General features: G+C 73.4%; 20 protein-coding genes. 8 read left to right on the forward strand and 12 right to left on the reverse strand.

Going from position 1 to position 22501, the window contains the following annotated elements:
- On the reverse strand, positions 1 to 2918 hold a 2918-nt coding region (locus tag IIE03_RS02190), incomplete at its 3' end, for an AfsR/SARP family transcriptional regulator (RefSeq protein ID WP_192861089.1).
- 89 nt (positions 2919 to 3007) lie between these two features.
- Between IIE03_RS02190 and IIE03_RS02195 the strand changes: the two genes are divergently transcribed.
- The gene (locus tag IIE03_RS02195; protein ID WP_192861090.1) at positions 3008 to 3667 is read left to right on the forward strand and encodes an NAD(P)H-binding protein; all 660 of its coding nucleotides are present in this window, start codon (positions 3008 to 3010) and stop codon (positions 3665 to 3667) included.
- 65 nt (positions 3668 to 3732) lie between these two features.
- Here the strand turns inward: IIE03_RS02195 and IIE03_RS02200 are convergent, their stop codons facing one another.
- Positions 3733 to 4353 carry a TetR family transcriptional regulator gene (locus IIE03_RS02200; RefSeq protein ID WP_318842754.1) on the reverse strand — a complete coding sequence of 207 codons (621 nt, stop codon included), beginning with the start codon at positions 4351 to 4353 and terminating at the stop codon, positions 3733 to 3735.
- Positions 4354 to 4519: 166 nt separating this feature from the next.
- Here IIE03_RS02200 and IIE03_RS02205 point away from each other — a divergent pair, with 166 nt between their 5' ends.
- Entirely contained in the window at positions 4520 to 6478 is a 1959-nt protein-coding gene (locus IIE03_RS02205) for an RICIN domain-containing protein (RefSeq protein WP_192861091.1), read from the forward strand.
- A 13-nt stretch (positions 6479 to 6491) separates the two neighbouring features.
- Here the strand turns inward: IIE03_RS02205 and paaE are convergent, their stop codons facing one another.
- From paaE to IIE03_RS02235, 6 genes are all read right to left on the reverse strand, one after another.
- Positions 6492 to 7607: a 1,2-phenylacetyl-CoA epoxidase subunit PaaE gene (gene paaE / locus IIE03_RS02210; protein WP_192861092.1), complete on the reverse strand. Its 1116-nt coding sequence runs from the start codon at positions 7605 to 7607 to the stop codon at positions 6492 to 6494.
- A 40-nt stretch (positions 7608 to 7647) separates the two neighbouring features.
- On the reverse strand, positions 7648 to 8277 hold the full coding sequence (gene paaD / locus IIE03_RS02215) for a 1,2-phenylacetyl-CoA epoxidase subunit PaaD (RefSeq protein WP_318842755.1): 630 nt from the start codon (positions 8275 to 8277) through the stop codon (positions 7648 to 7650).
- Positions 8274 to 9290: a 1,2-phenylacetyl-CoA epoxidase subunit PaaC gene (paaC, locus tag IIE03_RS02220; RefSeq protein ID WP_192861094.1), complete on the reverse strand. Its 1017-nt coding sequence runs from the start codon at positions 9288 to 9290 to the stop codon at positions 8274 to 8276. Before paaC ends, paaD begins: the two co-directional genes overlap by 4 nt.
- A 24-nt stretch (positions 9291 to 9314) precedes the next feature.
- Entirely contained in the window at positions 9315 to 9611 is a 297-nt protein-coding gene (gene paaB, locus IIE03_RS02225; protein ID WP_192861095.1) for a 1,2-phenylacetyl-CoA epoxidase subunit PaaB, read from the reverse strand.
- Entirely contained in the window at positions 9608 to 10627 is a 1020-nt protein-coding gene (gene paaA / locus IIE03_RS02230; RefSeq protein WP_192861096.1) for a 1,2-phenylacetyl-CoA epoxidase subunit PaaA, read from the reverse strand. The genes paaB and paaA overlap by 4 nt, the downstream gene beginning before the upstream one ends.
- 89 nt (positions 10628 to 10716) lie before the next feature.
- The gene (locus IIE03_RS02235) at positions 10717 to 11571 is read right to left on the reverse strand and encodes a carbohydrate kinase family protein (RefSeq protein ID WP_192861097.1); all 855 of its coding nucleotides are present in this window, start codon (positions 11569 to 11571) and stop codon (positions 10717 to 10719) included.
- A 180-nt stretch (positions 11572 to 11751) separates the two neighbouring features.
- Between IIE03_RS02235 and IIE03_RS02240 the strand changes: the two genes are divergently transcribed.
- The 3 genes from IIE03_RS02240 (at position 11752) to cysE (ending at position 14922) form a co-directional block, all read left to right on the forward strand.
- Complete coding sequence (locus tag IIE03_RS02240; RefSeq protein ID WP_192861098.1) at positions 11752 to 12807, forward strand: lytic polysaccharide monooxygenase auxiliary activity family 9 protein; 1056 nt, start codon at positions 11752 to 11754, stop codon at positions 12805 to 12807.
- A 580-nt stretch (positions 12808 to 13387) separates the two neighbouring features.
- Positions 13388 to 14323, forward strand: a complete 936-nt coding sequence (cysK, locus tag IIE03_RS02245; RefSeq protein WP_192861099.1) for a cysteine synthase A — start codon at positions 13388 to 13390, stop codon at positions 14321 to 14323.
- Complete coding sequence (gene cysE, locus IIE03_RS02250) at positions 14323 to 14922, forward strand: serine O-acetyltransferase (RefSeq protein WP_192861100.1); 600 nt, start codon at positions 14323 to 14325, stop codon at positions 14920 to 14922. The genes cysK and cysE overlap by 1 nt, the downstream gene beginning before the upstream one ends.
- On the opposite strand, the gene IIE03_RS02255 is transcribed toward cysE, so the two are convergent.
- The gene (locus IIE03_RS02255; RefSeq protein ID WP_192861101.1) at positions 14915 to 16132 is read right to left on the reverse strand and encodes an epoxide hydrolase family protein; all 1218 of its coding nucleotides are present in this window, start codon (positions 16130 to 16132) and stop codon (positions 14915 to 14917) included. The two genes, cysE and IIE03_RS02255, sit on opposite strands and share 8 nt — an antisense overlap.
- Positions 16133 to 16227: 95 nt before the next feature.
- Between IIE03_RS02255 and IIE03_RS02260 the strand changes: the two genes are divergently transcribed.
- A complete protein-coding gene (locus tag IIE03_RS02260; RefSeq protein ID WP_192861102.1) occupies positions 16228 to 17175 on the forward strand; it encodes a helix-turn-helix transcriptional regulator in 948 nt (315 codons plus the stop codon).
- On the opposite strand, the gene IIE03_RS02265 is transcribed toward IIE03_RS02260, so the two are convergent.
- A complete protein-coding gene (locus IIE03_RS02265) occupies positions 17154 to 18551 on the reverse strand; it encodes an MFS transporter (protein WP_192861103.1) in 1398 nt (465 codons plus the stop codon). The genes IIE03_RS02260 and IIE03_RS02265 overlap by 22 nt on opposite strands.
- Before the next feature lie 60 nt (positions 18552 to 18611).
- A complete protein-coding gene (locus IIE03_RS02270; RefSeq protein ID WP_192861104.1) occupies positions 18612 to 18998 on the reverse strand; it encodes an MmcQ/YjbR family DNA-binding protein in 387 nt (128 codons plus the stop codon).
- Positions 18999 to 19140: 142 nt separating this feature from the next.
- Here IIE03_RS02270 and IIE03_RS02275 point away from each other — a divergent pair, with 142 nt between their 5' ends.
- Both IIE03_RS02275 and IIE03_RS02280 read left to right on the forward strand, forming a co-directional pair.
- Complete coding sequence (locus IIE03_RS02275; RefSeq protein WP_192861105.1) at positions 19141 to 20298, forward strand: LLM class F420-dependent oxidoreductase; 1158 nt, start codon at positions 19141 to 19143, stop codon at positions 20296 to 20298.
- 217 nt (positions 20299 to 20515) lie between these two features.
- Positions 20516 to 20938 (forward strand): MGMT family protein, encoded by a 423-nt coding sequence (locus IIE03_RS02280; RefSeq protein ID WP_192861106.1) that lies wholly within the window; start codon positions 20516 to 20518, stop codon positions 20936 to 20938.
- A 141-nt stretch (positions 20939 to 21079) separates the two neighbouring features.
- Here IIE03_RS02280 and IIE03_RS02285 read toward each other — a convergent pair whose 3' ends face one another.
- On the reverse strand, positions 21080 to 22381 hold the full coding sequence (locus IIE03_RS02285) for a GNAT family N-acetyltransferase (RefSeq protein ID WP_192861107.1): 1302 nt from the start codon (positions 22379 to 22381) through the stop codon (positions 21080 to 21082).
- Positions 22382 to 22501 lie beyond the last annotated feature (120 nt).

The raw sequence follows: 22501 nt of genomic DNA on the forward strand, positions 1-22501 counted from the left end.
CAGCCGGTGCCCGGGACCTCGGCGCGGGAGGACGCCCGCGCGGTACCGGCGGGCGCGCCCGCACCGGCGGCCGCCGCGCCCGCGATGTAGTCGATGAGCATCTGCCGGCTGAGGTCGTCGGTCGCGTCGAGCTCGCCGGTCTCGTCGACGATGGCGAGCGCCTCCCGCCACGCCCGGACCGCCTCCGTGGTGTTGCCCATCGCGGCCTCGATCTCGCCGAGCAGGCGGAGGGCGCCGGCGGCACGCCATAGTTCGCCGGCCTCCCGGTAGCCCGCGACCGCGAGGCGCGCATCGTCTCGCGCGGCGTCGGGGCGCCCCAGGCTCAGGTGTCCCCGCGCCCGGGTGTATCTCGTCACGGCCGCCCAGCGCCCCGCGTTCTGTCCCATGGCGGCGAGCACCTTGTCGGCGACGGCGATCATCTCGGGGATGCAGCGCAGTTCTCGATAGACGTCGATCAGCACCGACATCCGCTCCCCCGTGCTGTCGCCCCCTGGCTCCCGGTCGCCCCGTGCCCCCGCGGCCAGCTCGATCGCCTCCTTCTCCCGGCCCTGCACGGCGTACACGCGCGCGAGATTCCCGCGCACCACGGCGTCGGCGCGTGCCGTGCCGTGGCGCGCGATGTGGTCGTGAGCCTCCAGGAGCACCTGTTCGGCGATGTCGATCTGACCATGGCGCGCGTAGCCGACGGCACGGGCGTTGAGCAGCAGCCCGTGCAGGTCTGCCGATCCGCTGCCGTCCAGCGAACGCAGCACCAGCTCGTAGAACCGCACGGCGTCGTCCGGCATCCGGGTCGCGCGGACGTGGTCGAACAGGCGGATCGCGAGCCAGGCCGCGGCCACGCGATGGGTGGTCGCCAGGGCGTCCTCCACCAGCCGGAGGAGCGGCCCGCCCTCGGCCTCGCGCCAGTTCGAGGCGGCCGCGGCGTCGTCGAACGTCTCCTGGATCGCGCCCAGGGTGTGCAGTCCGTCGTCGACCTGGGTCTGCGCGGACTCGGCACGCAGCGTCATCGTCGCCGCGTGCGAGCTCCGCACGCCCCAGGTGAGCAGGCGCAGCAGGGCGTCGTCACGCTCGTGCGGGTCGTCGCGCAGGAGATCGGCGGCGTACGCGCGCAGCAGGTCGTGCATCCCGTAGCGATCGGGGGCGACGACGTGCAGGAGGCTGGCGTCGACGAGCCGGCCGAGCAGTCTGCGGGCGGTCCGCAGGTCGACGGCGGCGAGGGACGCGGCGGCCGGGATGCCGAATCCGCCCGCCGGGTGGAGCGCGACGAGGCGGAACATCCGGGCCGTCCCGGCGTCGAGCGCCCGGTAGGACCAGGAGAACACGGCCCGCAGGTCGGCGAGCGGGTCGCCGTCGGCATCGAGGGCATCGAGGCGGCCGCTCTCGTCCGCGAGTTCCCGGCCGACGGCGTCGAGCGCGACGTCGTGGTCCCGCCCCTCGGCACGATATCGACGGAGGTTCTCGGCGACCAGCCGCACGGCGAGCGGGAATCCGCTGGTCAGGCGGGCGAGCCGGTGGAGCGCGGCGGCGTGCGCGGGGTCGCGGAAGCCGTCGTCGAGCCCTTCGCGGAGCAGTGCCACGGACTCGTCCTCCGTGAGCGGCCGGACCGCCAGCGCCTCGCCCTCGCCCCGGGCGGACAGGCCCCGCAGGGTCCTGCGGCTGGTCACGAGGACACAGGCGTCCGACGCCGGGAGCAGCGGCCGCACCTGCTCGGCGTCGCGGGCGTTGTCGAACACCAGGAGGGTGCGTCGGCCGGACAGCCTGCTGCGCAGCAGAGCGGCGGCGCCGTCGGGGTCGTTCGGGACCGCAGCCGGGGCGACGCCGAGGGTGCCGAGCATCGTGGTCAGGGCCTCGGACGCGCCGACCGCGGGTCCCGGGTCGAAACCGCGCAGGTTGAGGTAGAGCGTGCCGCCCGGGAACCGCTCCTGGACGCGGTGCGCCCAGTGCACGGCGAGCGTCGTCTTGCCGACGGCGCCGGGACCGTGCAGCACGACGACGGAGCGGCCGCCCTCGGGAGGCAGCCTCGCGTCGAGGGCGGCGAGCAGGCCGTCGCGGCCGGTGAAGTCGGTGCAGTCGGCGGGGAGCTGCCGGGGCACGTCCGTGCCGGCCGGGCCGTCGGCGCGGTCGTCCCGGAGCAGGGCGGCGTGCAGGTCGCGGAGCTCGGGTGCCGGGTCGACACCGAGTTCTCCGGCGAGCCCGGTGCGCATCCGCTCGTACTCGGCGAGCGCCTCGGCCCGGCGGCCGGCGGCCTGGAGGGCGCGCAGCAGACGGGACCACAGGGACTCGCGGAACGGGTGCGTCTCGCAGGCCGCGCGGAGGTCGTCGAGGCGTTCGAGCGGCTCGGCGGCAAGCCGGTCGAGGTCGGCCGCGGCCTCGAGCGCGGTGAGGTACTGGGCGGTGAGCCGCCGCCGGGCCTCGGTGGCGAGCCATCCGGAGGCCGCGTCGTGGAACGGCTCCCCGCGCCAGAGGGCCAGCGCGGCGGACAGGTCCCGGCGCCGTGCGGCGACGGAGGCCTCGACGTCGCGCGTCGCCAGCTCGGCGAACCGGGCGGCGTCGACGGCGACGCGGGACGGCGCGAGCCGGTAGCCGGCGCGTACGGTCTCGACCGTGTCGGCGCCGAGTGCGCCGCGCAGGCGCGCCACGTACGTCTGCAGGGTCGCGCGGGGCCGGGCCGGCAGGTCCTCCGGGTCCCACAGCCGGTCGGCCAGCGCCTCGACGGACACCGGTTCGCCCGGCGCCAGCGCCAGGATCGCCAGCAGCGCGAGCGGCCTCCCGGCGAGCTCGACCGGGCCCGCGCCGGCGTCGACCTCGAGCGGGCCGAGGAGCCGTATCGCGACACGACTCGGCCCGGCCGGTCCTTCCCCGCCGCCATCGTGCCGGTCAACCGGCCGGCCGGCGGGCTCGTGCGCGGCATCGGTCACGCGCTGATCATGACCCCCGGCCCGGCACCCTGGCCAGAGAAGTCCGTTCACGTCTCGACTGCTGAGAGTCGGCCCGTAAGGTGGTTCGCATGCGCATCGCGATCGTCGGCGGCCACGGGAAGGTCGCCCTGCAGCTCCACCCGCTCCTGGTCGGAGCGGGTCACATCCCCGTCGCCCTGGTACGGGACGAGGCGTACGCCGACGAGCTCCGGGGGCTCGGTGCCGAGGTTCGCCTCCTCGACATCGAGAACTCGGAGGCGGCCGACTTCGCCACGGCGTTCACGGGCTGCGAGGCGGTGGTGTTCACGGCGGGCGGCGGGCCGGACGGCAACATCGAGCGGAAGCAGACCGTCGACCTCGAGGGTTCGCTGAAGTCGATCCACGGGGCGCGTGAGACCGGCATCTCGCGGTTCGTCCAGGTGTCCGCGATCGGCGTCGACAGCCTGCCGGCCCCGGAGCGCGGGCAGGTCTGGCGCGCCTACGTGGAGGCGAAGCGCGACGCCGACGCGGCGCTCCGCGCGTCCGACCTGGACTGGACGATCATCCGCCCGGGACGGCTCACCGACGGCGCCGCCACGGGCCGGGTGGCGCTCGGCCCGGACGCGGCACGGGGCGACGTCACCCGGGCGGACGTCGCTGCCGTCCTGGCGGCGGTGCTCGACGAGGACGCCACGATCGGCCGGCAGTGGAACCTGGTGGGCGGCGACACGCCGATTCCCGAGGCGATCACCCGGGCGGCGACGGCGTAGCTGCTCACGCCCGCGCGGGGAGGCGCCTGCCGCGACGGCCGGCTCCGCGCAGAGGGCCGCCTTCCTCAGGCCCGCGCGGGCAGCGGCCGGCCGATCAGGCGCTCGATCGCCGTCTCGGTCGCCGCGGGCATGTCGACCGAGGCGGGATCCAGCAGCCACTGGACCTGGAGGCCGTCCATCGTGGCGATGATGATGCTCGCGCAGGTCCTGACGTCGAGGTTGCCCGGCACCTCGCCCTGACCACGTGCCTCCTCGAGCGCGTCGACGAGGATCGCCCGCAGGCCCCGGTAGCGGCCCTCGAAGTAGTCGTGCGCCGGATGTCCCTCGGTCACGCTCTCCGCGGCGAGCACGGCGTACAACCGCACGATCCCCTCGCGCTCCGTGTTGCGGCGTGCCGTCTCCACGAGGTGGCGCAGGAAGGCAAGTCCGCGCGGTCGCTCGGTGCCGAGCTCGGAGATGTCCGTCTCGTCGCGCAGGTCGAGCACGCCGGTCAGCAGCCCGGCCTTGGACGGGAAGTGGTGCAGCAGGCCCGCCTGAGTGAGGCCGGCACGGGTGGCGATCTCGGCCAGCGACGCCTTCTGGTAGCCGCGCGTCGCGAACGTCTCCATGGCGATACGCAGGATCTCCGCCCGGCGCTCCGCCGTCGGGCGCCGGACCCGGGTTCGCTCCCCCGCCTCGTTCGTCACCCGGCGAGTCTACGGACCGGCGGCGCACCTGCGGGCAACGGTGTCTCGCCGAGGCCCGGCGTGATGCCGCTCGGGACCACGGCGCAGGAGCGGACCCACTACCTACCGACCACTTGGTAAGTAGCGCTATGCTGGCCGCGCAGTCCATCCACCGAGGGAGTCCGCAATGAAGCGCACCACCCGCCCGTCACCCACTCGTCCATCACCCGCCCGGGCGCCGCTCGCGGCGCTGAGCGCCGTCGCCGTCGCGGCCGTCGGCGCCGCGATCGCCGTCGTCCCGGCCACCGCCGTGCCGACCGGCAGCACCACGTCCCGCCCCGCCCCTGCCGCCGAGCGGGCCGCCGCGCCGGCCACCGCCGACGTCTGGATCACGACGGCCGACGGCGCCAGCCGGCTCGCCGACGCCGGATCCGTCGCGTTCGACGCCGGCCCGCAGCCCACCGACATCGCCGTCGACGCCGGCACCACGCACCAGCGGTTCACCGGCGCCGGCGCGTCCGTCACCGAGGCATCCGCCTCGCTGATCAACGACCTGTCGCCCGGCGCCCGCTCCGACCTGCTCCGGTCCCTGTTCTCGCGCGACGGCGACGGCATCGGGCTCAACTACCTGCGCCAGCCGCTCGGCAGCAGCGACTTCAACGCGGGCGGCTTCTACACGTACGAGGACACGCCCGGCGAGTTCGGCGTCGCGCGCGACGAGCAGGAGATCCTTCCCGTGCTGCGCGACGCGCTCGCCGTGAACCCCGGTATCCGCTTCATGGGGTCGCCCTGGTCGCCGCCCGCGTGGATGAAGTCCGGCGGATCCCTGAACGGCGGCAAGCTGCTGCCCGAGCACTACGAGGACTACGCCGGCTATCTGGTCCGCGCGATCCAGGCGTACGAGGCACGTGGCGTCACGCTCGCCGATCTCACCGTCCAGAACGAGCCGCTGTTCGCCACGAGCTACCCGTCCACCGACATGCAGGCCGACGAGCAGGCCGCGTTCCTCCGGGTGCTCGACGCCGCCCTGACGGGCGCCGGGCTCGACACCCAGTTGTGGTCCTACGACCACAACTGGGACCGTCCGGACTACCCGCTGCAGGTGCTCGCGGCCACGGAGGACATCGCCCGCGTCCAGGGTGCGGCGTTCCACTGCTACGGCGGGTCGCCGGAGGCGCAGTCGCAGATCGTGGCCGCCGGCGAGCGGGTGTACTTCACGGAGTGCTCCGGCACCGACAGCGCCGACCCGGCCGCCACGTTCGGCGACACGCTGATGTGGCACGCCGACAACCTCGTGGTGCGCAACCTGCGCAACGGCGGCGAGACCGTCATCACCTGGAACCTCGCGCTCGACCAGAACGGCGGCCCGCACCAGGGACACTGCGACGACCGCTGCAACGGTGTCGTCGAGATCGCCGGCGGGACCGTCACCCGCAACGCCGAGTTCTACACGCTGGGCCATCTCACCAAGTTCGTGGACGCCGGCGCCCGGCGGATCGGGTCCGGCGCGGGCTCGGGCGACGTGGGGAACGTCGTCCTCCAGAACCCGGACGGCACACGCGTCGCCTACGTCGTGAACTCCGCGGGCGGCGACCGGACGTTCTCGATCACCGACGAGGGCCGCTCGCTCGCCTACACCCTGCCCGGGCGGTCCGTGGCCACGTTCGCGTGGGACCCGCGGGGCACCGAACCGGCACCCGGGATCGATCCCGCGGCCTGGTACCAGGTGATCCCGGACGCGAGCGGGAAGTGCCTCGACGCCGCCGACTGGGGCACCGCCGACGGCACCCGCCTGCAGCAGTGGACCTGCGGCGACACCGGCCAGGCCAACCAGCGCTGGCAGTTCCGCGCCACGTCGGACGGTTACTACCAGGTCGTGAACCAGCACGCGGGGAAGTCCTGGGACGTCGACGGCGGCCCGGGAGCCGTGGCCGACGGCACGCGGGTGCATCTGTGGACCTACGTGGGCGGGACCAATCAGCAGTGGCTCCCCGCCGCGGCCGGCGGCACGTACACGTTCGCGGCCCGGCACAGCGGAAGCTGCCTGACCCTCGACCCCGGGATCGGCGCGAACGGCACGGGCCTCACCCAGCAACCGTGCACGGGCGCCGCGACCCAGCGCTTCCGCCTCACCCGGGTCGGCTGATCCGGGCGCCCGCTCACGCGTCGTAGTCGACCGTGACCTCGTCGGTGACCGGGTAGCTCTGGCAGGTGAGCACGAAGCCGCGGGCCACCTCGTCCGGTTCGAGGGCGTAGTTGCGGGCCATGTCCACCTCGCCGGAGCGGACCTTCGCCCGGCAGGTGCCGCAGACCCCGCCCTTGCACGCGAACGGGACGTCGCCGCGCACGCGCTGCGCCGAGTCCAGCACGGTACTGTCCCGCGCCATCGACGTCGTCGTGCTGCGGCCGTCGAGGATCACGGTGACGTCGCTGGTCAAGCCATCGATGGCGGCGTCGGCGTGCCGGAGCTGCGGCGGCGGCTCGTCGACGTGGAAGAGCTCGAAGTGGACCTTCTCCCGGGGCACGCCGAGTTCGTCGAGGACCTGCCGCGCGTCGGACAGCATGCCGAACGGGCCGCACAGCCAGACGTGGTCCATGTCCGACGCCGGCACCAGCGCGGTGAGGAGCAGCCGGAGCCGGTCGGCATCCAGCCGGCCGGAGAACAGCTCGACGTCGCGCGGTTCCCGGGAGAGCACGTGCATCAGGTCGAAGCGGCGGTGGTGGGCGTCCTTGAGGTCGGCGAGCTCCTCGGCGAACATCACCGTCGTCGACCTCCGGTTGCCGTACAGCAGCGTCACCTGCGCGTCCGGATTCTCCAGCACGGACGCGGCGACCGAGAGCATCGGGGTGATGCCCGACCCCGCGGCGATGCACAGGTGCCGCCCGCCCGCGGCGGGGTCGGCCCGGAAGCTGCCCGACGGCGTCCCCACCTCGATCCTCGTGCCCGGGCGCACCTCGCGGACGAGCCAGGTGGAGAACAGCCCGCCGGGAATCTCCCGGACGCCGACGCGGGGCGGCGCGCCCGCCGGGGCGCAGATCGAGTAGTTCCGGCGGTGCTCGACGCCGTCGATCACGCGCCGCAGGACGAGCGACTGCCCGGGGGTGAAGTCGAACGCGTCACGCAGTTCGTCGGGCACGTCGAAGGTGACGGCGACGGCGTCGTCGGTGAGCCGCTGAACGTCGGCCACGGTGAGCGTGTGGAAGGTGGACTGTGTTCTGCGGGACGCCCGCGCCCGGTCGGCCCGCGTGGTCGTGGCTCCGCCGTCGTCGATCATGCCGCCGCCGACCTGGCCGGCGCCTCGGCGCTGGTCGTCATCAGATCTCCTTCACGTGGTCGAACGGCTCCAGGCAGGCGCGGCAGCGGTACATCGCCTTGCACGCCGTCGAGCCGAACTCGGAGGTGAGCTCGACGTCGGCCGAGTCGCACCGGGGGCAGCGCACCGCGCGGCGGGTCGGGCCGAGCGTGAGCGGGACAGGGCGTCGGCCGGGCGCCGGGGCGCCGGCGGTACCGGTGGCCACTTCCGCGTCCCGCCGTCCCGGCGGCGAGATGCCCGCCTCCGCGAGCGCCGCCCGCCCGCGGGGCGTGATCCAGTCGGTGGTCCAGGCGGGGTGCAGGGCCACCCGGACGCGGATGTCGTCGTACCCCTCCTCCTGGAGGCGCCGCACGACGTCGTCGCGCATCGTGGCCATGGCGGGGCAGCCGGAGTACGTGGGCGTGATGGCCACGACCACGGCGCCGTCGTCGGCGATCTCGACGTCGCGCAGGACGCCGAGGTCGGCGAGCGTGAGCATGGGCAGCTCGGGGTCGACGACGGTCGCGGCGACCTCGCGGGCCCGGTCGAGGTCGACGGCGCCTCGGGCCCGCCGTGCCCGCTCGGCACGTCCGCGGGACGCGGGCGGAGCCGCGGACCCGCCGGCGACGGGGACCAGGGTCTCGTTCCTCACCATCGCCCCCTCGGGTGGGCGCGGGCGACGGACTGGGTCTCGGCGAGCATGCGGCCGAGCGCCTCGGTGTGCATGCCGTCGCGTCCGGTGCGGCCGCGGACGCCCGCTCGCGGCGCGTACTCGGGGCGGTCGACGCCGCTCACGGCGAGCACCTGGTCGAGCACCGCGTCGGCCTCGCCCGCCGCCTGGGCGGGATCCACGCCGGTGCCGGAGGCGGCCGCGGCGGCCTCGACGTCGTGCGTCTCGAACAGCTCGGGCCAGTACGGCATCAGGTCCGTGAGCGCGGCGGTCACGCGGCGGCGGGACTCGTCGGTGCCCTGGGCGAGGGTGAGGAACCAGCGGCCCGCGAAGTCGCGGTGGTAGGTCAGTTCCTTGACGCCCTTGGCGGCGACGGCGGCGAGGACGGCGTCGCGGCTTCCGGTCAGGCGCTCGAACAGGGCGAGCCGCCAGGTGGAGAGGAGCAGGATGCGGGTGACGGTCTCGGCGAAGTCGCCGTTCGGGAGCTCGGCGAGGCGCACGTTCCGGAACCGCTGCTCGTCCCGGAAGAAGGCGAGGCGGTCCTCGTCGGGCACGGGCGAGTCGCCGGGGAGCGCGGGCACGACGGACGTGTCGGCGGCAGCCGCCCGTGCCAGCAGCAGCCGGGCCTGCCCGAGGAGGTCGAGGGCGATGTTCGCGAGGGCGATGTCCTCCTCGAGGTCGGGTGCGCGGCTGCACCACTCGGAGATCCGCTCGGAGGCCACGAGGGCGTCGTCGCCGAGCATCAGGCAGTAGGCCGCGAGGACGGACGGCTCCACGCCGTCCGGCACGGTCGTGTCCACACCGGCCAAGGGGTCCTCGAAGTCCGTGCCGAACGCCCAGTGGGCGTCGTTGACGAGCAGGCCGGCGTACGCGTTGTCGTGGTCGATGCCGTGGTCCGTCGCGGACGCGGGGGACGTGGCGGACGCGGAGGACGCGGCGCGTTCGGCGGGCTCCGTGGCCTGGGTCCTGCGCTCGGGGGCGGTGCCGTCGGACATGGTGGTTCTCCGGGTGCTGGGGGACTACATGTGGGGGACGTTCTCGGGGATGGAGTAGAACGTCGGGTGCCGGTAGACCTTGTCGCCGCTGGGTGCGAAGAGCGGGTCTTTCTCGTCGGGACTGGACGCGGCGATGGCGTCGGAGCGCACCACCCAGATGGAGACGCCCTCGTTGCGCCGGGTGTACACGTCGCGGGCGTGGCGCAGCGCCAGGGCGCCGTCGGGGGCGTGCAGCGAGCCGACATGGACGTGGTTCAGGCCGCGCTTGCCGCGCACGAACACCTCGTACAGGGGCCACTCCGCCCGCACCTCGTCGGTCATGCCGTCTCCTCCTCCGCCGTGCGGGACGCCGGGCCGGCCGACGTCGTCGGTGTCGTCGGCGCTCCGCCGTGGTCGGCCGTCTCCTCCTGCTTCCGGGCGAACGCGGTGGCTGCCTCGCGGACCCACGCGCCGTCGTCCCAGGCCTTCTTCCGGTGCGCGACCCGCTGCGCGTTGCAGGGGCCGTCGCCGCCCACGACCTTCCAGAACTCGTCCCAGTCCACCTCGCCGAAGTCGTGCGCCTGCCGTTCCTCGTTCCACGCCAGGTCCGGGTCGGGCAGCGTCACGCCGAGCGCCTCGGCCTGCGGCACGGTCATGTCGACGAACCGCCGGCGCAGCTCGTCGTTGGTGTGGGTCTTGATGCCCCAGGCCATGGACTGCGCGGTGTTCGGGGAGGCCTCGTCGGGCGGGCCGAACATCATCAGCGACGGCCACCAGAAGCGGTCCACGGACTCCTGCACCATCGCACGCTGCTCGTCCGTGCCGCGCATCATCGTCATCAGCAGTTCGTAGCCCTGCCGCTGGTGGAAGGACTCCTCCTTGCAGATCCGGATCATCGCGCGCCCGTACGGACCGAACGAGGTACGGCACAGCGGCACCTGGTTGCAGATGGCGGCGCCGTCGACGAGCCAGCCGATCGTGCCGACGTCGGCGTACGACAGCGTCGGGTAGTTGAAGATCGACGAGTACTTCTGCGCACCGGAGATCAGGCGCTCGGTGAGCTCGGTCCGGGTGACGCCGAGGGTCTCGGTCGCCGAGTAGAGGTAGAGCCCGTGGCCGGCCTCGTCCTGCACCTTCGCGAGCAGGATCGCCTTGCGGCGCAGCGACGGCGCGCGGCTGATCCAGTTGCCCTCGGGCTGCATCCCGATGATCTCGGAGTGCGCGTGCTGGGCGATCTGGCGCACCAGGGTGCGACGGTACTTCTCGGGCATCCAGTCCCGCGGCTCGATGCGGTCCTTGTGCGCGATCGTGGCCTCGAAGTGCGCCTCGAGCCCTGCCTCGTCGACGGCCGACGTCATCGTGACCTCCGTGGCGAATTACTGACCGAACGTTCGGTTCCTAATCTGTCACAGATCGCCGCCGCGACGCAATGCCCGGCGGCGGCCGCTCAGTCCAGGAGCGGGCTCAGGTGGGGCGAGCCGAGCGCCCGGACCGCCTGGCGCGCCCCGGCTCGCAGGCACTCCCCCGTCCCGGCCCCGGTCAGGTGCGCCGCGAGGAATCCCGCGAAGAACGCGTCGCCGGCGCCGTTCGTGTCGACGACGTCGGCCGGCTCGGCCGCGCACTCGGCCCACCCGTCGCGGGTCAGGGCCACGGCGCCCTTCGCCCCGAGGGTGCAGACCACCGTCGTGGCACCCCGGTCGAGCAGCGCCCGCATCAGGGCGGGGTGGTCGTCCGTGCCGTCGTCGTTGAGGAAGACGTGGGAACAGGCGTCGGCGAACGGCCGGTGGAACTCGCTCACGCCGTCGTAGTCGTGGAGGTCGGTCCACAGCTCGGCGCCACCCGCGCGGGCGGCCTCCAGCAGTTCCAGGCCGCTCGCGCCCAGGTCGAGCACCACGTGACGCGCCCCGGCAAGGCGCGCGGCGACGCGCTCGTCGTCGGGCCGGGCGGGCTCCGAGGGCACCGCCAGGTAGATGGAGACCCGCTCGCCGTCGTCGGTCATGAGGTTGAGGTGCTGCTCCGTCGGGCCGGGCGCGCGGTGCGCGAGGACCTCCAGCCCGGCGCCGACGTTGCCCAGCGCGCGGAGCACCCGCTCCGCCTCCGGGTCGTCGCCGACCGCCGTCACCAGGGTCACGGGAGCGCCGAGGTCCGCGAGGTGCAGCGCCTTGCCGGCGCTCGTCCCGCCCAGCGTCCGGACGGCGTCGCGCGCGAAGACCGTGTGCGGCCGGGGTGCGGGCAGCTCGTCGAGCCGCACGAGCGTGTTCCAGGAGGCCGGGCCGACGACGACGGTGCGGGGTGTGCTCATCGGCCCATCCTCGCCCAGGTATCGCCCGGCGGGCCGCCTGCGATCAGGCGACGCGCACGAAAGTTTCTGACGAGTCGTAAACGATTCAGCCGCTGGTCGCCGGTGCGCGGGGGCGCCCAGGCTGACGGGAACCGAAGAGCCGTCCGACCGGCCGGCCCGAAGCTCGAGGAGGAGCATCCCATGACAGTGCGTGCGCGAACGCGCGGCCTGATCCTGGCCGCCGCCATGGCGCTGGCCGCCCCGCTGGGGCTGGTCGCCGTCGTGTCGGCGGACACCGCCATGGCACCACCCGCTGCCGCCCACGGCAGCGTCACCGACCCGCCCACCCGCAACTACGGCTGCTGGGACCGCTGGGGCGACGACCACCTCAACCCCGAGATGGCGACCATCGACCCGATGTGCTGGCAGGCGTGGCAGGACAACCCGAACGCCATGTGGAACTGGAACGGCCTCTACCGCGAGAACGTCGGCGGCAACCACCAGGCGGCCGTGCCCAGCGGCACGCTCTGCTCGGGCGGCAACACCGAGGGCGGCCGGTACGACTCCATGGACACCCCCGGCGAGTGGGTCGCCAAGGGCGTGCCGCACAACTTCACGCTGACCCTCACCGACGGCGCCAACCACGGGGCCGACTACCTGCGGATCTACGTGTCCAAGCCCAGCTTCGACCCCACCACGGAGCGCCTCGGCTGGGAGGACCTGGACCTGATCAAGGAGACGGGCTCGTATCCTCCCCAGTCCCCGTACGTGACGGACGTGAACCTGTCCGGCTACAACGGCCGCGCGGTGCTGTACACGATCTGGCAGGCCAGCCATCTCGACCAGCCCTACTACCTGTGCTCGGACATCAACATCGGCGGGGGCGACCTGTGGCCGGACGATCCGCAGCCGGACCCGACGGACGACCCGACCGATGACCCGACCGATGACCCGACGGACGACCCGACGGACGACCCGGGCAACGCGGAGTGCACCGCGACGGTCAGCGTGACCAACTCCTGGGACGGCGGCTACCAGGCCGAGGTCACCGTCACCGCGGGCGGCTCCGCCATCAGCGGCTGGGAGGTCACGGTGGGTGGTGCCACGATCACCCAGGCCTGGAACGCGACCGCGTCCGGCAACACGCTGACGAATGCCTCCTGGAACGGCAACCTCTCGGCCGGAGGCTCGACCACCGCCGGGTTCCTCGGCAGCGGTAGCTCCAGCGGCCTCACCGCCACCTGTTCCGCCGGCTGACCGAGCCGGCGCACGAACCGCCGCGGGACGCCCGACCCGCGGCATGCCCGGGGCGGTGGCTTCCAGGTACGCCACCGCCCCCGGCTCCCCCGACGCCGGGGTGCCGACCTCACGCGCGGTCGGCACCCCGGCGTTCTCTCGTCCGGCCACCGCGACGGCGCCGGCCACGCGGCGCCGCTCTGGGCGTGCGGCGCCGCTCGGCCCGCGCGATACTGCGGGCGGTGCCGCACCCGCGGCCACACCGCGCGACCCGCCACCCATCGATGTGACCAATAAGTGAGACCGATCTTGTCGATCTGTCGGGGCGGAGTTAGGCTCCCCCACATGCGCATCGCCCGAATGTGCCGCCTCTGTCGGTAGAGCGTCCACGCCACGTCTGACCCGTGTCGACACCGTGCCACGCACGGACCACCGGTCGCGACGCCCGTGCGACGCTCCCACGCCCCCTCATACCCACTGACCCCAGGGACAACCGGCGGCGTCGTGCACGAGGTGCATTGCCGGAGGCATGTATCGGTGCCGGGCCGCCGGGTCGAAGAACCACCCGCAAGAGCCGGACGACACGAAGGAAAGAGACACAATGGCCCGCATCTATGACGACGCGACCAAGCTCATCGGGAACACCCCGCTGGTGAAGCTGAACTCCCTGGCGAAGGACCTGGAGGCGACGGTTCTCGCCAAGCTCGAGTTCTACAACCCCGCCAACTCCGTCAAGGACCGGATCGGCGTCTCGATCATCAACGCGGCGGAGGAGTCGGGCGAGCTCAAGGAGGGTGGCACGATCGTCGAGGGCACGTCCGGCAACACGGGCATCGCCCTGGCCTGGGTCGGCGCGGCCCGCGGCTACAAGGTCGTCCTCGCCATGCCGGAGACCATGTCGAAGGAGCGCCGGGCACTGCTGCGCGCCTTCGGTGCCGAGATCGTGCTCACGCCCGGGGCCGAGGGCATGAAGGGCGCGGTCGCCGCGGCCGAGAAGATCGCCCAGGAGCGCGAGGGCGCCGTCCTGGCCCGGCAGTTCGCCAACGAGGCCAACCCGAAGATCCACCGCGAGACCACGGCCGAGGAGATCTGGGCCGACACCGACGGCAACGTCGACATCGTCGTGTCGGGTATCGGTACGGGCGGCACGATCACCGGTGTCGGCCAGGTGCTCAAGGAGCGCAAGCCGGACATCAAGATCATCGCCGTGGAGCCCGAGGAGTCCCCGATCCTCAACGGCGGCCAGCCCGGCCCGCACAAGATCCAGGGCATCGGCGCGAACTTCGTCCCGGAGATCCTCGACACCGAGGTCTACGACGAGGTCATCGACGTCAACTTCGCCACGGCCGTCGAGACCGCCAAGCGGTCCGCGTCCGAGGAGGGCCTGCTCGTGGGCACGTCCTCGGGTGCGGCGTTCGCCGCGGCTCTCGAGGTGGCGAAGCGCCCGGAGAACGCCGGCAAGACGATCGTCGTCGTCGCCCCCGACTTCGGCGAGCGCTACCTGTCGACCCCGCTGTTCGAGGGCCTGGTGGACTGATGACGACGTCCTGGGCGCCCACCTTTCTCCAGCTCCTCAAGGAGGACGCCGAGACGGCGCGCGCCCAGGACCCGGCCGCGACCTCGCTGAGCGCAGTACTCCTGACGTACCCGGGCGTGCATGCCGTCTGGCACTACCGCATCGCGCACGCGATGTGGCGGCGGCCCGCGCTACGGCTGCCTGCCCGGATCCTCTCCCTGGTCTCCCGCCTGCTGACGGGGGTGGAGATCCACCCGGGCGCGCGGATCGGCCGCCGGCTGTTCATCGACCACGGCATGGGCGTGGTCATCGGGGCGACGGCGGAGGTGGGCGACGACTGCCTGCTCTTCCACGGCGTCACCCTTGGCGGGCGCTCGATGAGCCCCGGGAAGCGGCACCCGACGCTCGGCGACCGCGTCATGATCGGCTCGGGCGCGAAGGTGCTCGGGCCGCTGTGGATCGGCGACGACGCGAAGGTGGGCGCCAACGCGGTGGTGACCCGGGACGTGCCGAACGGTGCGGTGGCCGTCGGGGTCCCCGCACGGAACCGAACGCCGTCTCCCGATCGCACCGGCGCGGTGGTCCAGGACCCGTCGGAACTGATCGAGTACGTCATCTGATTGTCGCGGGCGCCGTCGCGAAGAACGTCCGCAGGTCCCCGACCACGAGACCCGGAACCTCGAGCGCCGCGAAGTGGCCGCCCTCCGGGTACTCGGCCCAGTGCTCGATGCGGCTGTTGTCCCGCTCGGCGAACGCCCGGATCGTCTGGAAGTCCGAGGCGAAGACGGCAACGCCGGTGCGCCCCTCGCTGACGACGGGCTCCGCCCCGCTGCGCGCCTCCTCGTAGTGGTAGCGCACGGCCGTGGCGGACGTGTTCGTCAGCCAGTAGAGGCTGACCTGCTCGAGCACCTGGTCCCGGCTGACCGCGCTGGTGCCGTTGCCGAAGTTCTCGAACAGTTCGCTGTACGCGAGCTGCCCCACGGGTGAGTCGCTGAGCCCGGCCGCCACCGTCTGCGGGCGGGAACCGTTCATGGCGTTGTAGCCGCCGACGCTCTGGAACCACTGCAGGTGCTCGAGCGCGGCGAACTCCTTGGGCCCGAACCCGTCCATCTCCCCCGGCTCCCCGCTCGGGAAGGAGAAGAGCTGCAGCACATGGGCTCCCAGGAACCCGTCGGGGTTCAGGACCGCGAGCTCGCGGCTCACCAGCGCGCCGGCGTCGCTCCCGTGCGCCCCGTACGAGGCGTACCCCAGCCGGCGCATCAGGGTGTCCCAGGTGCGGGCGACCCGCGCGAACGTCCAGGGTCCCTCGGCCATCGGGGTGCTGAACCCGAATCCGGGGATGGACGGGATCACCACGTCGAAGGCGTCCTCGGCGCTGCCGCCGTGCGCGACCGGGTCGGTGAGCGGCCCGATCAGGTCGAGGAACTCGAGGAAGGAACCGGGGTAGGTGTGCGTGAGCACGAGAGCCCGCGCGCCCGGCTCGGCGGAGCGGACGTGGACGAAGTGCACGGTCTGGCCGTCGATCGTGGTGAGGAACTGCGGGTAGGCGTTGGCCCGCGCCTCGACGGCGCGCCAGTCGAAGCCGTCGCGCCAGTGGTCGACCATGTCGCGCAGGTACGACGTCGGAGTCCCGTGGTCCCAGGAATCGCCGGGGGCCGCGACGGGGAAACGGGTGCGTCCGAGGCGCTGCATCAGGTCGTCCAGGTCGGACTGGGGGATCTCGATCCGGAAGGGACGGATCTCGGCGGTGGCGGCGCTGCCGGCGGCGCCGCCGCCGGCCTCCGTGGTGGTCGCGGCGGGGTCGGCGTTGGTGGAAGCGTTGGCGTTCATGGTGTCCTCCTGCGGAGCATCGGTGTCCGGGATCGTGCTGACGGGTACGACGCTACGAGGGGTTCAGGAACGGTTCTTTCCGTTATTCTGCGAGCATGAGCACGACGTCGGGCCGCCTGCTGTCCCTGCTCGGCCTGCTGCAGTCCCGCGCCGAGTGGTCGGGCCCGGAACTCGCGGCGCGCCTCGGCGTCACCGACCGGACGATCCGGAACGACGTCGCGCGGCTCCGCGACCTCGGCTACCCGGTCGACTCGGCCCGCGGCCCGGGGGGCCGCTACCGGCTCGGCGTCGGCGGCAAGCTCCCGCCCCTGCTCCTCGACGACGACGAGGCGGTGGCCGTGGCCGTCGGGCTGCGGGCGGCGACCGCCGTCGCCGGCATCGAGGAGAGCAGCACGCGCGCGCTCGGCAAGCTCGAGCAGGTGCTGCCCGACCGGCTGCGGCGTCAGGTCTCCGCGTTGCGCTCGGCCACGAGCGCGGGCCCGTCGAACACCGACAGCAACGTCGAGGACCCGGCGGTCGATCCGGCGCTCCTCACCGCGCTGGCCGCGGCCATCCGCGACCACCAGGGGTTGCGGTGCCTCTACCGCGGGGAGCCGCGGGAGGTGGAGCCGTACCGGCTCGTCGCCTGGCAGCGCCGCTGGTACCTGGTGGGACGCGACGTCGGCTCGGGCGAATGGGCTCCCTTCCGGGTGGACTGGCTGGAGCTGCGCACACCCGGCGGACGGCGGTTCGCGCCGGTCGATCCGGAGTTCGACCTGGCGGAGTTCGTCGTCCGGGAGGTGGCACGCACCGGCTGGGCGGTGCACGCGAGAATCCGGGTGCACGCACCGGCCGACGACGTCCTGGCTCGCATCAACCCCGCCGTCGGCACGGTGGAGCCGCTCGACGCGCACACCTGCGTGCTGGTCACCGGCGGCGACAGCCTCGAGGTCGTCGCGGTGTGGATCGGAATGCTCGGGCTCGACTTCACGGCGGAGGAGCCGCCCGAGCTGCGGGAGCACCTGCGCATCCTGGCCCGGCGTTACGCGGCGTCGTACGGCTGATCGATCCGGACGCTGCTTTCCGCCGCGTCGGCCTCGTCCGCGTCGCGCTGGTTCGCGCCACGCACCCCGTCCACCCCGGGCGCGACCCGCCGCCCGAGGACGAACGCCGTCACCGTGATCCCGGCGCAGATCGCCGCCACCATGGTGATGAACGCCGCCGGATGCCCGCGCTCCAGCAGCACACCAGCCGCCACCGGGCCCGCGATGGTGCCTACCTGGAACGCCGCCGAGCTGAGGGCGTTGTAGCGGCCGCGCAGGTGGTCGGGCGCCAGGTCGTTGGTCAGCGCCGGCAGCGCGGACTGCAGCAGAGCTTCCCCGACCGCGAACACGCCCATGAAGCCCAGCACGACGGCGACGCTCGCCGCCGTACCCGGCATCAGGCCGGAGGCACCGAGCACCAGCCACGAGCCCGACCAGATGAGCCCGAACAGCGCGAGCACGCGGGTCCGGCGATGCCCGCGGGCGCGCTCCATCACCCAGAACTGCAGCAGCACGATCACCGCGGTGTTCACCACGAACGCGAAGCCCACCGTCCGCGTGGAGACCTCCGCTACCTGCCGCGCGTACGCCGGGAACCCGCTCTCCATCTGCCCGTACCCGGCGAACGCGGCGAGCGCGGCCAGCACCGTCAGCCAGGCCACCTCGGGCCGCCGCAGGATCGCGAGATAGCCGGCGGGCACCCCGGTCCCGCCCGCGCGCTCGACCCCCGCCGGCGCGCCGTCGTCGCTCCCGGCCCCGGACACCGCGGAACCCTCGGGCGCCTCGGCCCTCGGACGCAGGTGGCGCAGCGGCCCGAGGAGCACGACGACCGGGGCCGCGAACGTCGCGGCGTTCACCAGGAAGGCGGCGACGAACGTGACGGGACGCTCGACGTCGACCAGCAGGCCGCCGACCACGCCACCGACCCCGATGCCGAGGTTGACCAGCGCGAAGTTCACCCCGAAATAGCGCTGCCGCAGGTCGCCGTGGACGACGGTCGAGATCAGCGCGTTGTTCGCGGGCCAGGCAACGCCGAACTGCGCCCCGAACAGGGCGAGCCCCACGGCGGCGGCCCAGGGCACCGTCGCGAAGGCGAGGATCGTCTGCCCGGCGATCGCGCAGGCGATCCCGGCCAGGAGCGTGCTGCGGGCCCCGAACCGGTCGATCAGCACGCCGGCCGGCACGGTCACGATCAGCCCGGCGACCGCGATCAGCCCCATGAGGGTGCCCGCCAGGTCGAGCGAGAAGCCGCGGACCTCGTGCAGGTAGATGATCGTGAAGGGAAGGGTGAGGCCGCGGCCGAAGGTGTTGACCACCACGGTGGACAGGAGCCAGCGACCGTCGCGAGGGAGCTCGGACCAGAAGCCGAGGACACCGCGGGATGGAGAGGATGTCACGGGCCGATCCTGCCCCGGACGGCGCCGGCGCGGCGAGCGGATTTCGGACGTGGCCCCCGGCTACATCGGGCGCCGACGTTCCGCCAGCACCCGAGGAGCCTGCGCGAACCACGCGTCCTCGACGGCCTCCGCCAGGTGTGCGGGCGACACCACATCCAGCTGGACGAGTACGGCGGGGTAGCCGTCGAAGTGCGGGATCGTGAAGTAGCCCGGCCGCCCCTCGCCCAGCACGGCCTCCTTCTCCCCCAGGTCGTCGACGCTCACCGCGAGGATCGGGCCGCCCGGGACGGGCTCGTCCCCGAACCGCTTGAGGTCGGCCTTCGAGAACGGCCGCTCCCACGCGAACGCCTTGCCCGCCACGAACCAGGTCCGGCCCCGGAAGCGGGTCCCCTCGGAGGTCTCGGGGAGGTCCGCGACGAGCCGCGCGACGTCGTCGTAGGTAGCCATGGAACCGAGAGTACGCCGCACTGCCGTGACCGGCCCGGCCGCTCCGCCGTCAGCCACGGTAGGGTTGGCCCAGTACCTGGGACGCGCAGTCGCAGGAAACTCTGCCGGCCGTCCCCTGCCCGCTCGACGACGAGGATTCACCATGCGTATCGGCATCCAGACCGGCTACTGGTCGCGCAAGCCCCCGAAGGGTATTCAGCAGGCCATCCTGGCCGGCGACCGCCTCGGCCTCGACTCCGTCTGGACCGCCGAGGCCTACGGCTCGGACGCGTTCACGCCGCTGGCCTGGTGGGGCTCGCGGACCAGGAACGTGCGGCTCGGCACGGGGATCGCGCAGATGGCCGCCCGCACGCCCACCGCCACGGCCATGCACGCGATGACGCTGGACCACCTGTCGCGCGGCCGCTTCGTCCTGGGCCTGGGCGCCTCCGGCCCGCAGGTGGTCGAGGGCTGGTACGGGCAGCCGTACCAGCGACCGCTGGCACGCACGCGGGAGTTCGTCGACGTGGTGCGCGAGGTGATCGCCCGCGAGCGCCCCGTCTCGTACGACGGCGCGTTCTACCGCCTGCCGCTGCCCGACGACGCCGACGGCGCCACCGGGCTGGGCAAGGCGCTCAAGCCGACGGTGCATCCGTTCCGGCCCGAGATCCCGATCGTGCTGGCGGCGCAGGGACCCAAGAACATCGCGCTGGCGGCGGAGATCGCGGACGGCTGGATGGGGTCGTTCTACGCGCCCCGCCTGGACGGCGAGTTCCGGGAACTGCTGGACGCCGGGTTCGCGAAGCGCCGCGAGGAGCGGTCGCCGGCGAACGCGTTCGAGGCCATCGCGACCGTCCCGGTGTTCGTGCGCGACGACGTCGAGGCGGCGGCGGACCTGATCCGCCCGTTCGTCGCGCTGTACGCGGGCGGGATGGGCGCCAAGGGCGCGAACTTCCACAAGCAGTCGCTGGACCGGATGGGGTACAAGGAGGCCATGGACGAGGTCCAGGACCTGTACCTGGCGGGCCGCAAGGAGGACGCGGCGCGGGCGGTGCCGACGGAGCTGGTGGACGAGGTGGCGCTGATCGGCCCGGTGAAGCGGATCCGGGAGCGGTTCGCCGCCTGGGAGGGGACGCTGCTCACGACGATGCTGGTCCAGGGCGACCCGTCGTCGGTGCTCACGGTCCTGTCGATCGCGCAGGAGCGCGCGGCGGGCACGCCGGGCACGCCGGCGGCAGCCCGCCGCGCGGCCCGCACCCGCGCGGTAGCGGGCCGCACCCTGGCGAGGCTTGCCCCGACGAAGGTCCCGGGGTCGCGCTGAGGAGTCGGCGGGTGGTCGGCTGGTTGTCGGGCCGTCGGCCGGACGTCGGATGGTCGGCCGCTCGGGGAAGCCGACCATCCGACGAAGAACCGACCATCCGAGAGGGGCGGACCGCGTCGACGGCGGTGGTTGGGTGCGGCACTCCGCTCGCTCCGCGGCCAGTTCGGCGGCTGGCTTGTGTGGGCAATCCCGCGGCCTGGCCACCTACGATGCGTCCATGTCCGATGAGGAGCCGTCCGACACCCAGCTCACGCCCGCAGAGGAATATGCGGCCGCCGTGCTCGGGCTGGTGCGGCGGATTCCGCCCGCCCGCGCGATGACGTACGGGCTGATCGCCGAGATCGTCGCCGACGACCTCGGGCGCGGCGGGCCGCGGCAGGTCGGGAACGTGATGGCGGCGTCCGGTGACCGCTACCAGCATCTGGTGCCAGAGGACGCCGTCGTCGTCGGACCCGCGCAGGACAACTTCGCCGTGCCCTGGTGGCGCGTGGTCAACGCGGCGGGCTCGCCGCCGGCCCGGCACCTGACCGCGGCGCTCGACGCCCTGCGCGCGGAGGGCTGCCCGCTGACCCGCGACGGCCGCCGCGTCGACCTGAAGCACGCGATCTGGTTCCCCGACGAACCGGATGCGGCGGGCTGACACCGCGCGCCACTCCGCCGTCGAGTGATCGACCTGTTGTCGCGGAGTGGTCGGCACCTTGTCGGATGATCGGTCCCCCGGGCGGCCGATCATCCGACAATCCGCCGACCACAATGGCCCGCTACCACCGGCCCCAGCAGGTCACCAGACCCAGCTGCTCATCGGGGCGACCGGCCAGCCGAAGGCCGCGGCCGCCGTGGCGAGAGCGCCCGGGGTGTGCTCCGTGACCAGGCCCGCCGCCGCCAGGGCGGCCAGGGACGTCCCGCCCAGGTAGGCGGCGCCGAGCTCCCGCACGTCGAGGGACAGGTCGGCGGGCTCCGCGACACGGTCGCAGGTCGCCTCGCCGAAGACGCGGGCCCGGAGCCGGTACGTCCCCGCGTTCTCCGGGAGCCGGGCATCGGTCACGGCGATCCTCACGTCGACGTCCGCGGCGTACTGCCGCCCGGCGAGCGCGCCGGCGACGTCGACCAGCCGCACCCACACGTTGTCGACGACGCGGGGCTGCGCCGCGCGCGGGTTCATCAGGAGACGGGTGACGGCGTCGTCGACCGGGAGCAGGAACGTGGAGGTCTCGACGGTGAGGTCGAAGTCGACCAGCACGCCCCACAGAGCGCGGGCAGCTGCCGCATCGAGGGCGACGGCCTCGCTGACCGCGGTGGTGCCGCGCGGCCCGAACGTCTCCCAGTCGAGCTTCCGGCGGAACAGGGCGTAGCCCCGCGGCTCGCCGCCGCGCTCCACGACGACGATCCGGCGCGACTCACGGCCGCCACGGAACGCGGGCAGGTCGGCCCAGAAGTGCGCCTGCAGTTCCTCGGTCTCCCGCTCGCACCACCCCGGACGATTGATCCCGGCGACGCCGGTGGGGCGTTCTCCCGCGGCACGGTGGAGTCGTCCCACCAGGTCACCGTGCTGTTCCCGGGACGCGTGCGCGATCCGCACGGTGTGCTCGTCCGCTCCCGGCACCTCGTGGAGGCCCGCGCCGCGGGCGATGGTGAGCCGGACGTCGTCGGCGGCCTTGCCGTAGCCGAAGCGTCCGTAGATGGGCGCCTCGGCGGCGAACAGGGCGGACAGCGGCTCGCCGCGCTCGCGGCAGCGCGCCAGGTGGAGGTCGATCATGCCGGTGAGGAGTCCGCGGCGACGATGCTGCGGATGCACCCCGACCCAGGTCAGGCCGCCGGTCGGAAGCGTGCCGCCCGGCACGCCGAACCTCCGGAACGGATAGGAGCCGTGCAGGGCGGCGAGCCCGTCGAAGCCCTCCGCCTCGATCCCGATCGCGCGGTCCCAGCCGAGCGGGAACGAGTGCTGGACCGCCTCGTCGAGCGCGGTCGCCGACGGGAAGGCCCATAGGTCGAGATCGCGGACGGCGCGCAGGTCCGCCTCCGCGAGCGCGCGGAACCGGTAGCCGTCCGGCAGCGGGACATCGGGAAGGGTGGAAGTGTGCATGGCCCGATCGTCCCCGCTGCGCCCTGCGGACGCGAGCCATTTCGCGACCCACCGACGACGGCGGGAGACGCGGACCCTATGGTCGGCAGCCTGTCGGGTGGTCGGCCGGATGTCGGATGA

The sequence above is a fragment of the Myceligenerans pegani genome, from assembly GCF_014892515.1.
Classification (GTDB): Bacteria; Actinomycetota; Actinomycetes; order Actinomycetales; family Cellulomonadaceae; genus Myceligenerans; species Myceligenerans pegani.

Coding starts and splice junctions, on each gene's coding strand:
- IIE03_RS02195 (WP_192861090.1), top strand. CDS start 3,008: ATGCGCATCGCGATCGTCGGCGGCCACGGGAAGGTCGCCCTGCAGCTC.
- IIE03_RS02205 (WP_192861091.1), top strand. CDS start 4,520: ATGAAGCGCACCACCCGCCCGTCACCCACTCGTCCATCACCCGCCCGG.
- paaE (WP_192861092.1), bottom strand. CDS start 7,607: ATGATCGACGACGGCGGAGCCACGACCACGCGGGCCGACCGGGCGCGG.
- paaC (WP_192861094.1), bottom strand. CDS start 9,290: ATGTCCGACGGCACCGCCCCCGAGCGCAGGACCCAGGCCACGGAGCCC.
- paaB (WP_192861095.1), bottom strand. CDS start 9,611: ATGACCGACGAGGTGCGGGCGGAGTGGCCCCTGTACGAGGTGTTCGTG.
- paaA (WP_192861096.1), bottom strand. CDS start 10,627: ATGACGTCGGCCGTCGACGAGGCAGGGCTCGAGGCGCACTTCGAGGCC.
- IIE03_RS02235 (WP_192861097.1), bottom strand. CDS start 11,571: ATGAGCACACCCCGCACCGTCGTCGTCGGCCCGGCCTCCTGGAACACG.
- IIE03_RS02240 (WP_192861098.1), top strand. CDS start 11,752: ATGACAGTGCGTGCGCGAACGCGCGGCCTGATCCTGGCCGCCGCCATG.
- cysK (WP_192861099.1), top strand. CDS start 13,388: ATGGCCCGCATCTATGACGACGCGACCAAGCTCATCGGGAACACCCCG.
- cysE (WP_192861100.1), top strand. CDS start 14,323: ATGACGACGTCCTGGGCGCCCACCTTTCTCCAGCTCCTCAAGGAGGAC.
- IIE03_RS02255 (WP_192861101.1), bottom strand. CDS start 16,132: ATGAACGCCAACGCTTCCACCAACGCCGACCCCGCCGCGACCACCACG.
- IIE03_RS02260 (WP_192861102.1), top strand. CDS start 16,228: ATGAGCACGACGTCGGGCCGCCTGCTGTCCCTGCTCGGCCTGCTGCAG.
- IIE03_RS02270 (WP_192861104.1), bottom strand. CDS start 18,998: ATGGCTACCTACGACGACGTCGCGCGGCTCGTCGCGGACCTCCCCGAG.
- IIE03_RS02275 (WP_192861105.1), top strand. CDS start 19,141: ATGCGTATCGGCATCCAGACCGGCTACTGGTCGCGCAAGCCCCCGAAG.
- IIE03_RS02280 (WP_192861106.1), top strand. CDS start 20,516: ATGTCCGATGAGGAGCCGTCCGACACCCAGCTCACGCCCGCAGAGGAA.
- IIE03_RS02285 (WP_192861107.1), bottom strand. CDS start 22,381: ATGCACACTTCCACCCTTCCCGATGTCCCGCTGCCGGACGGCTACCGG.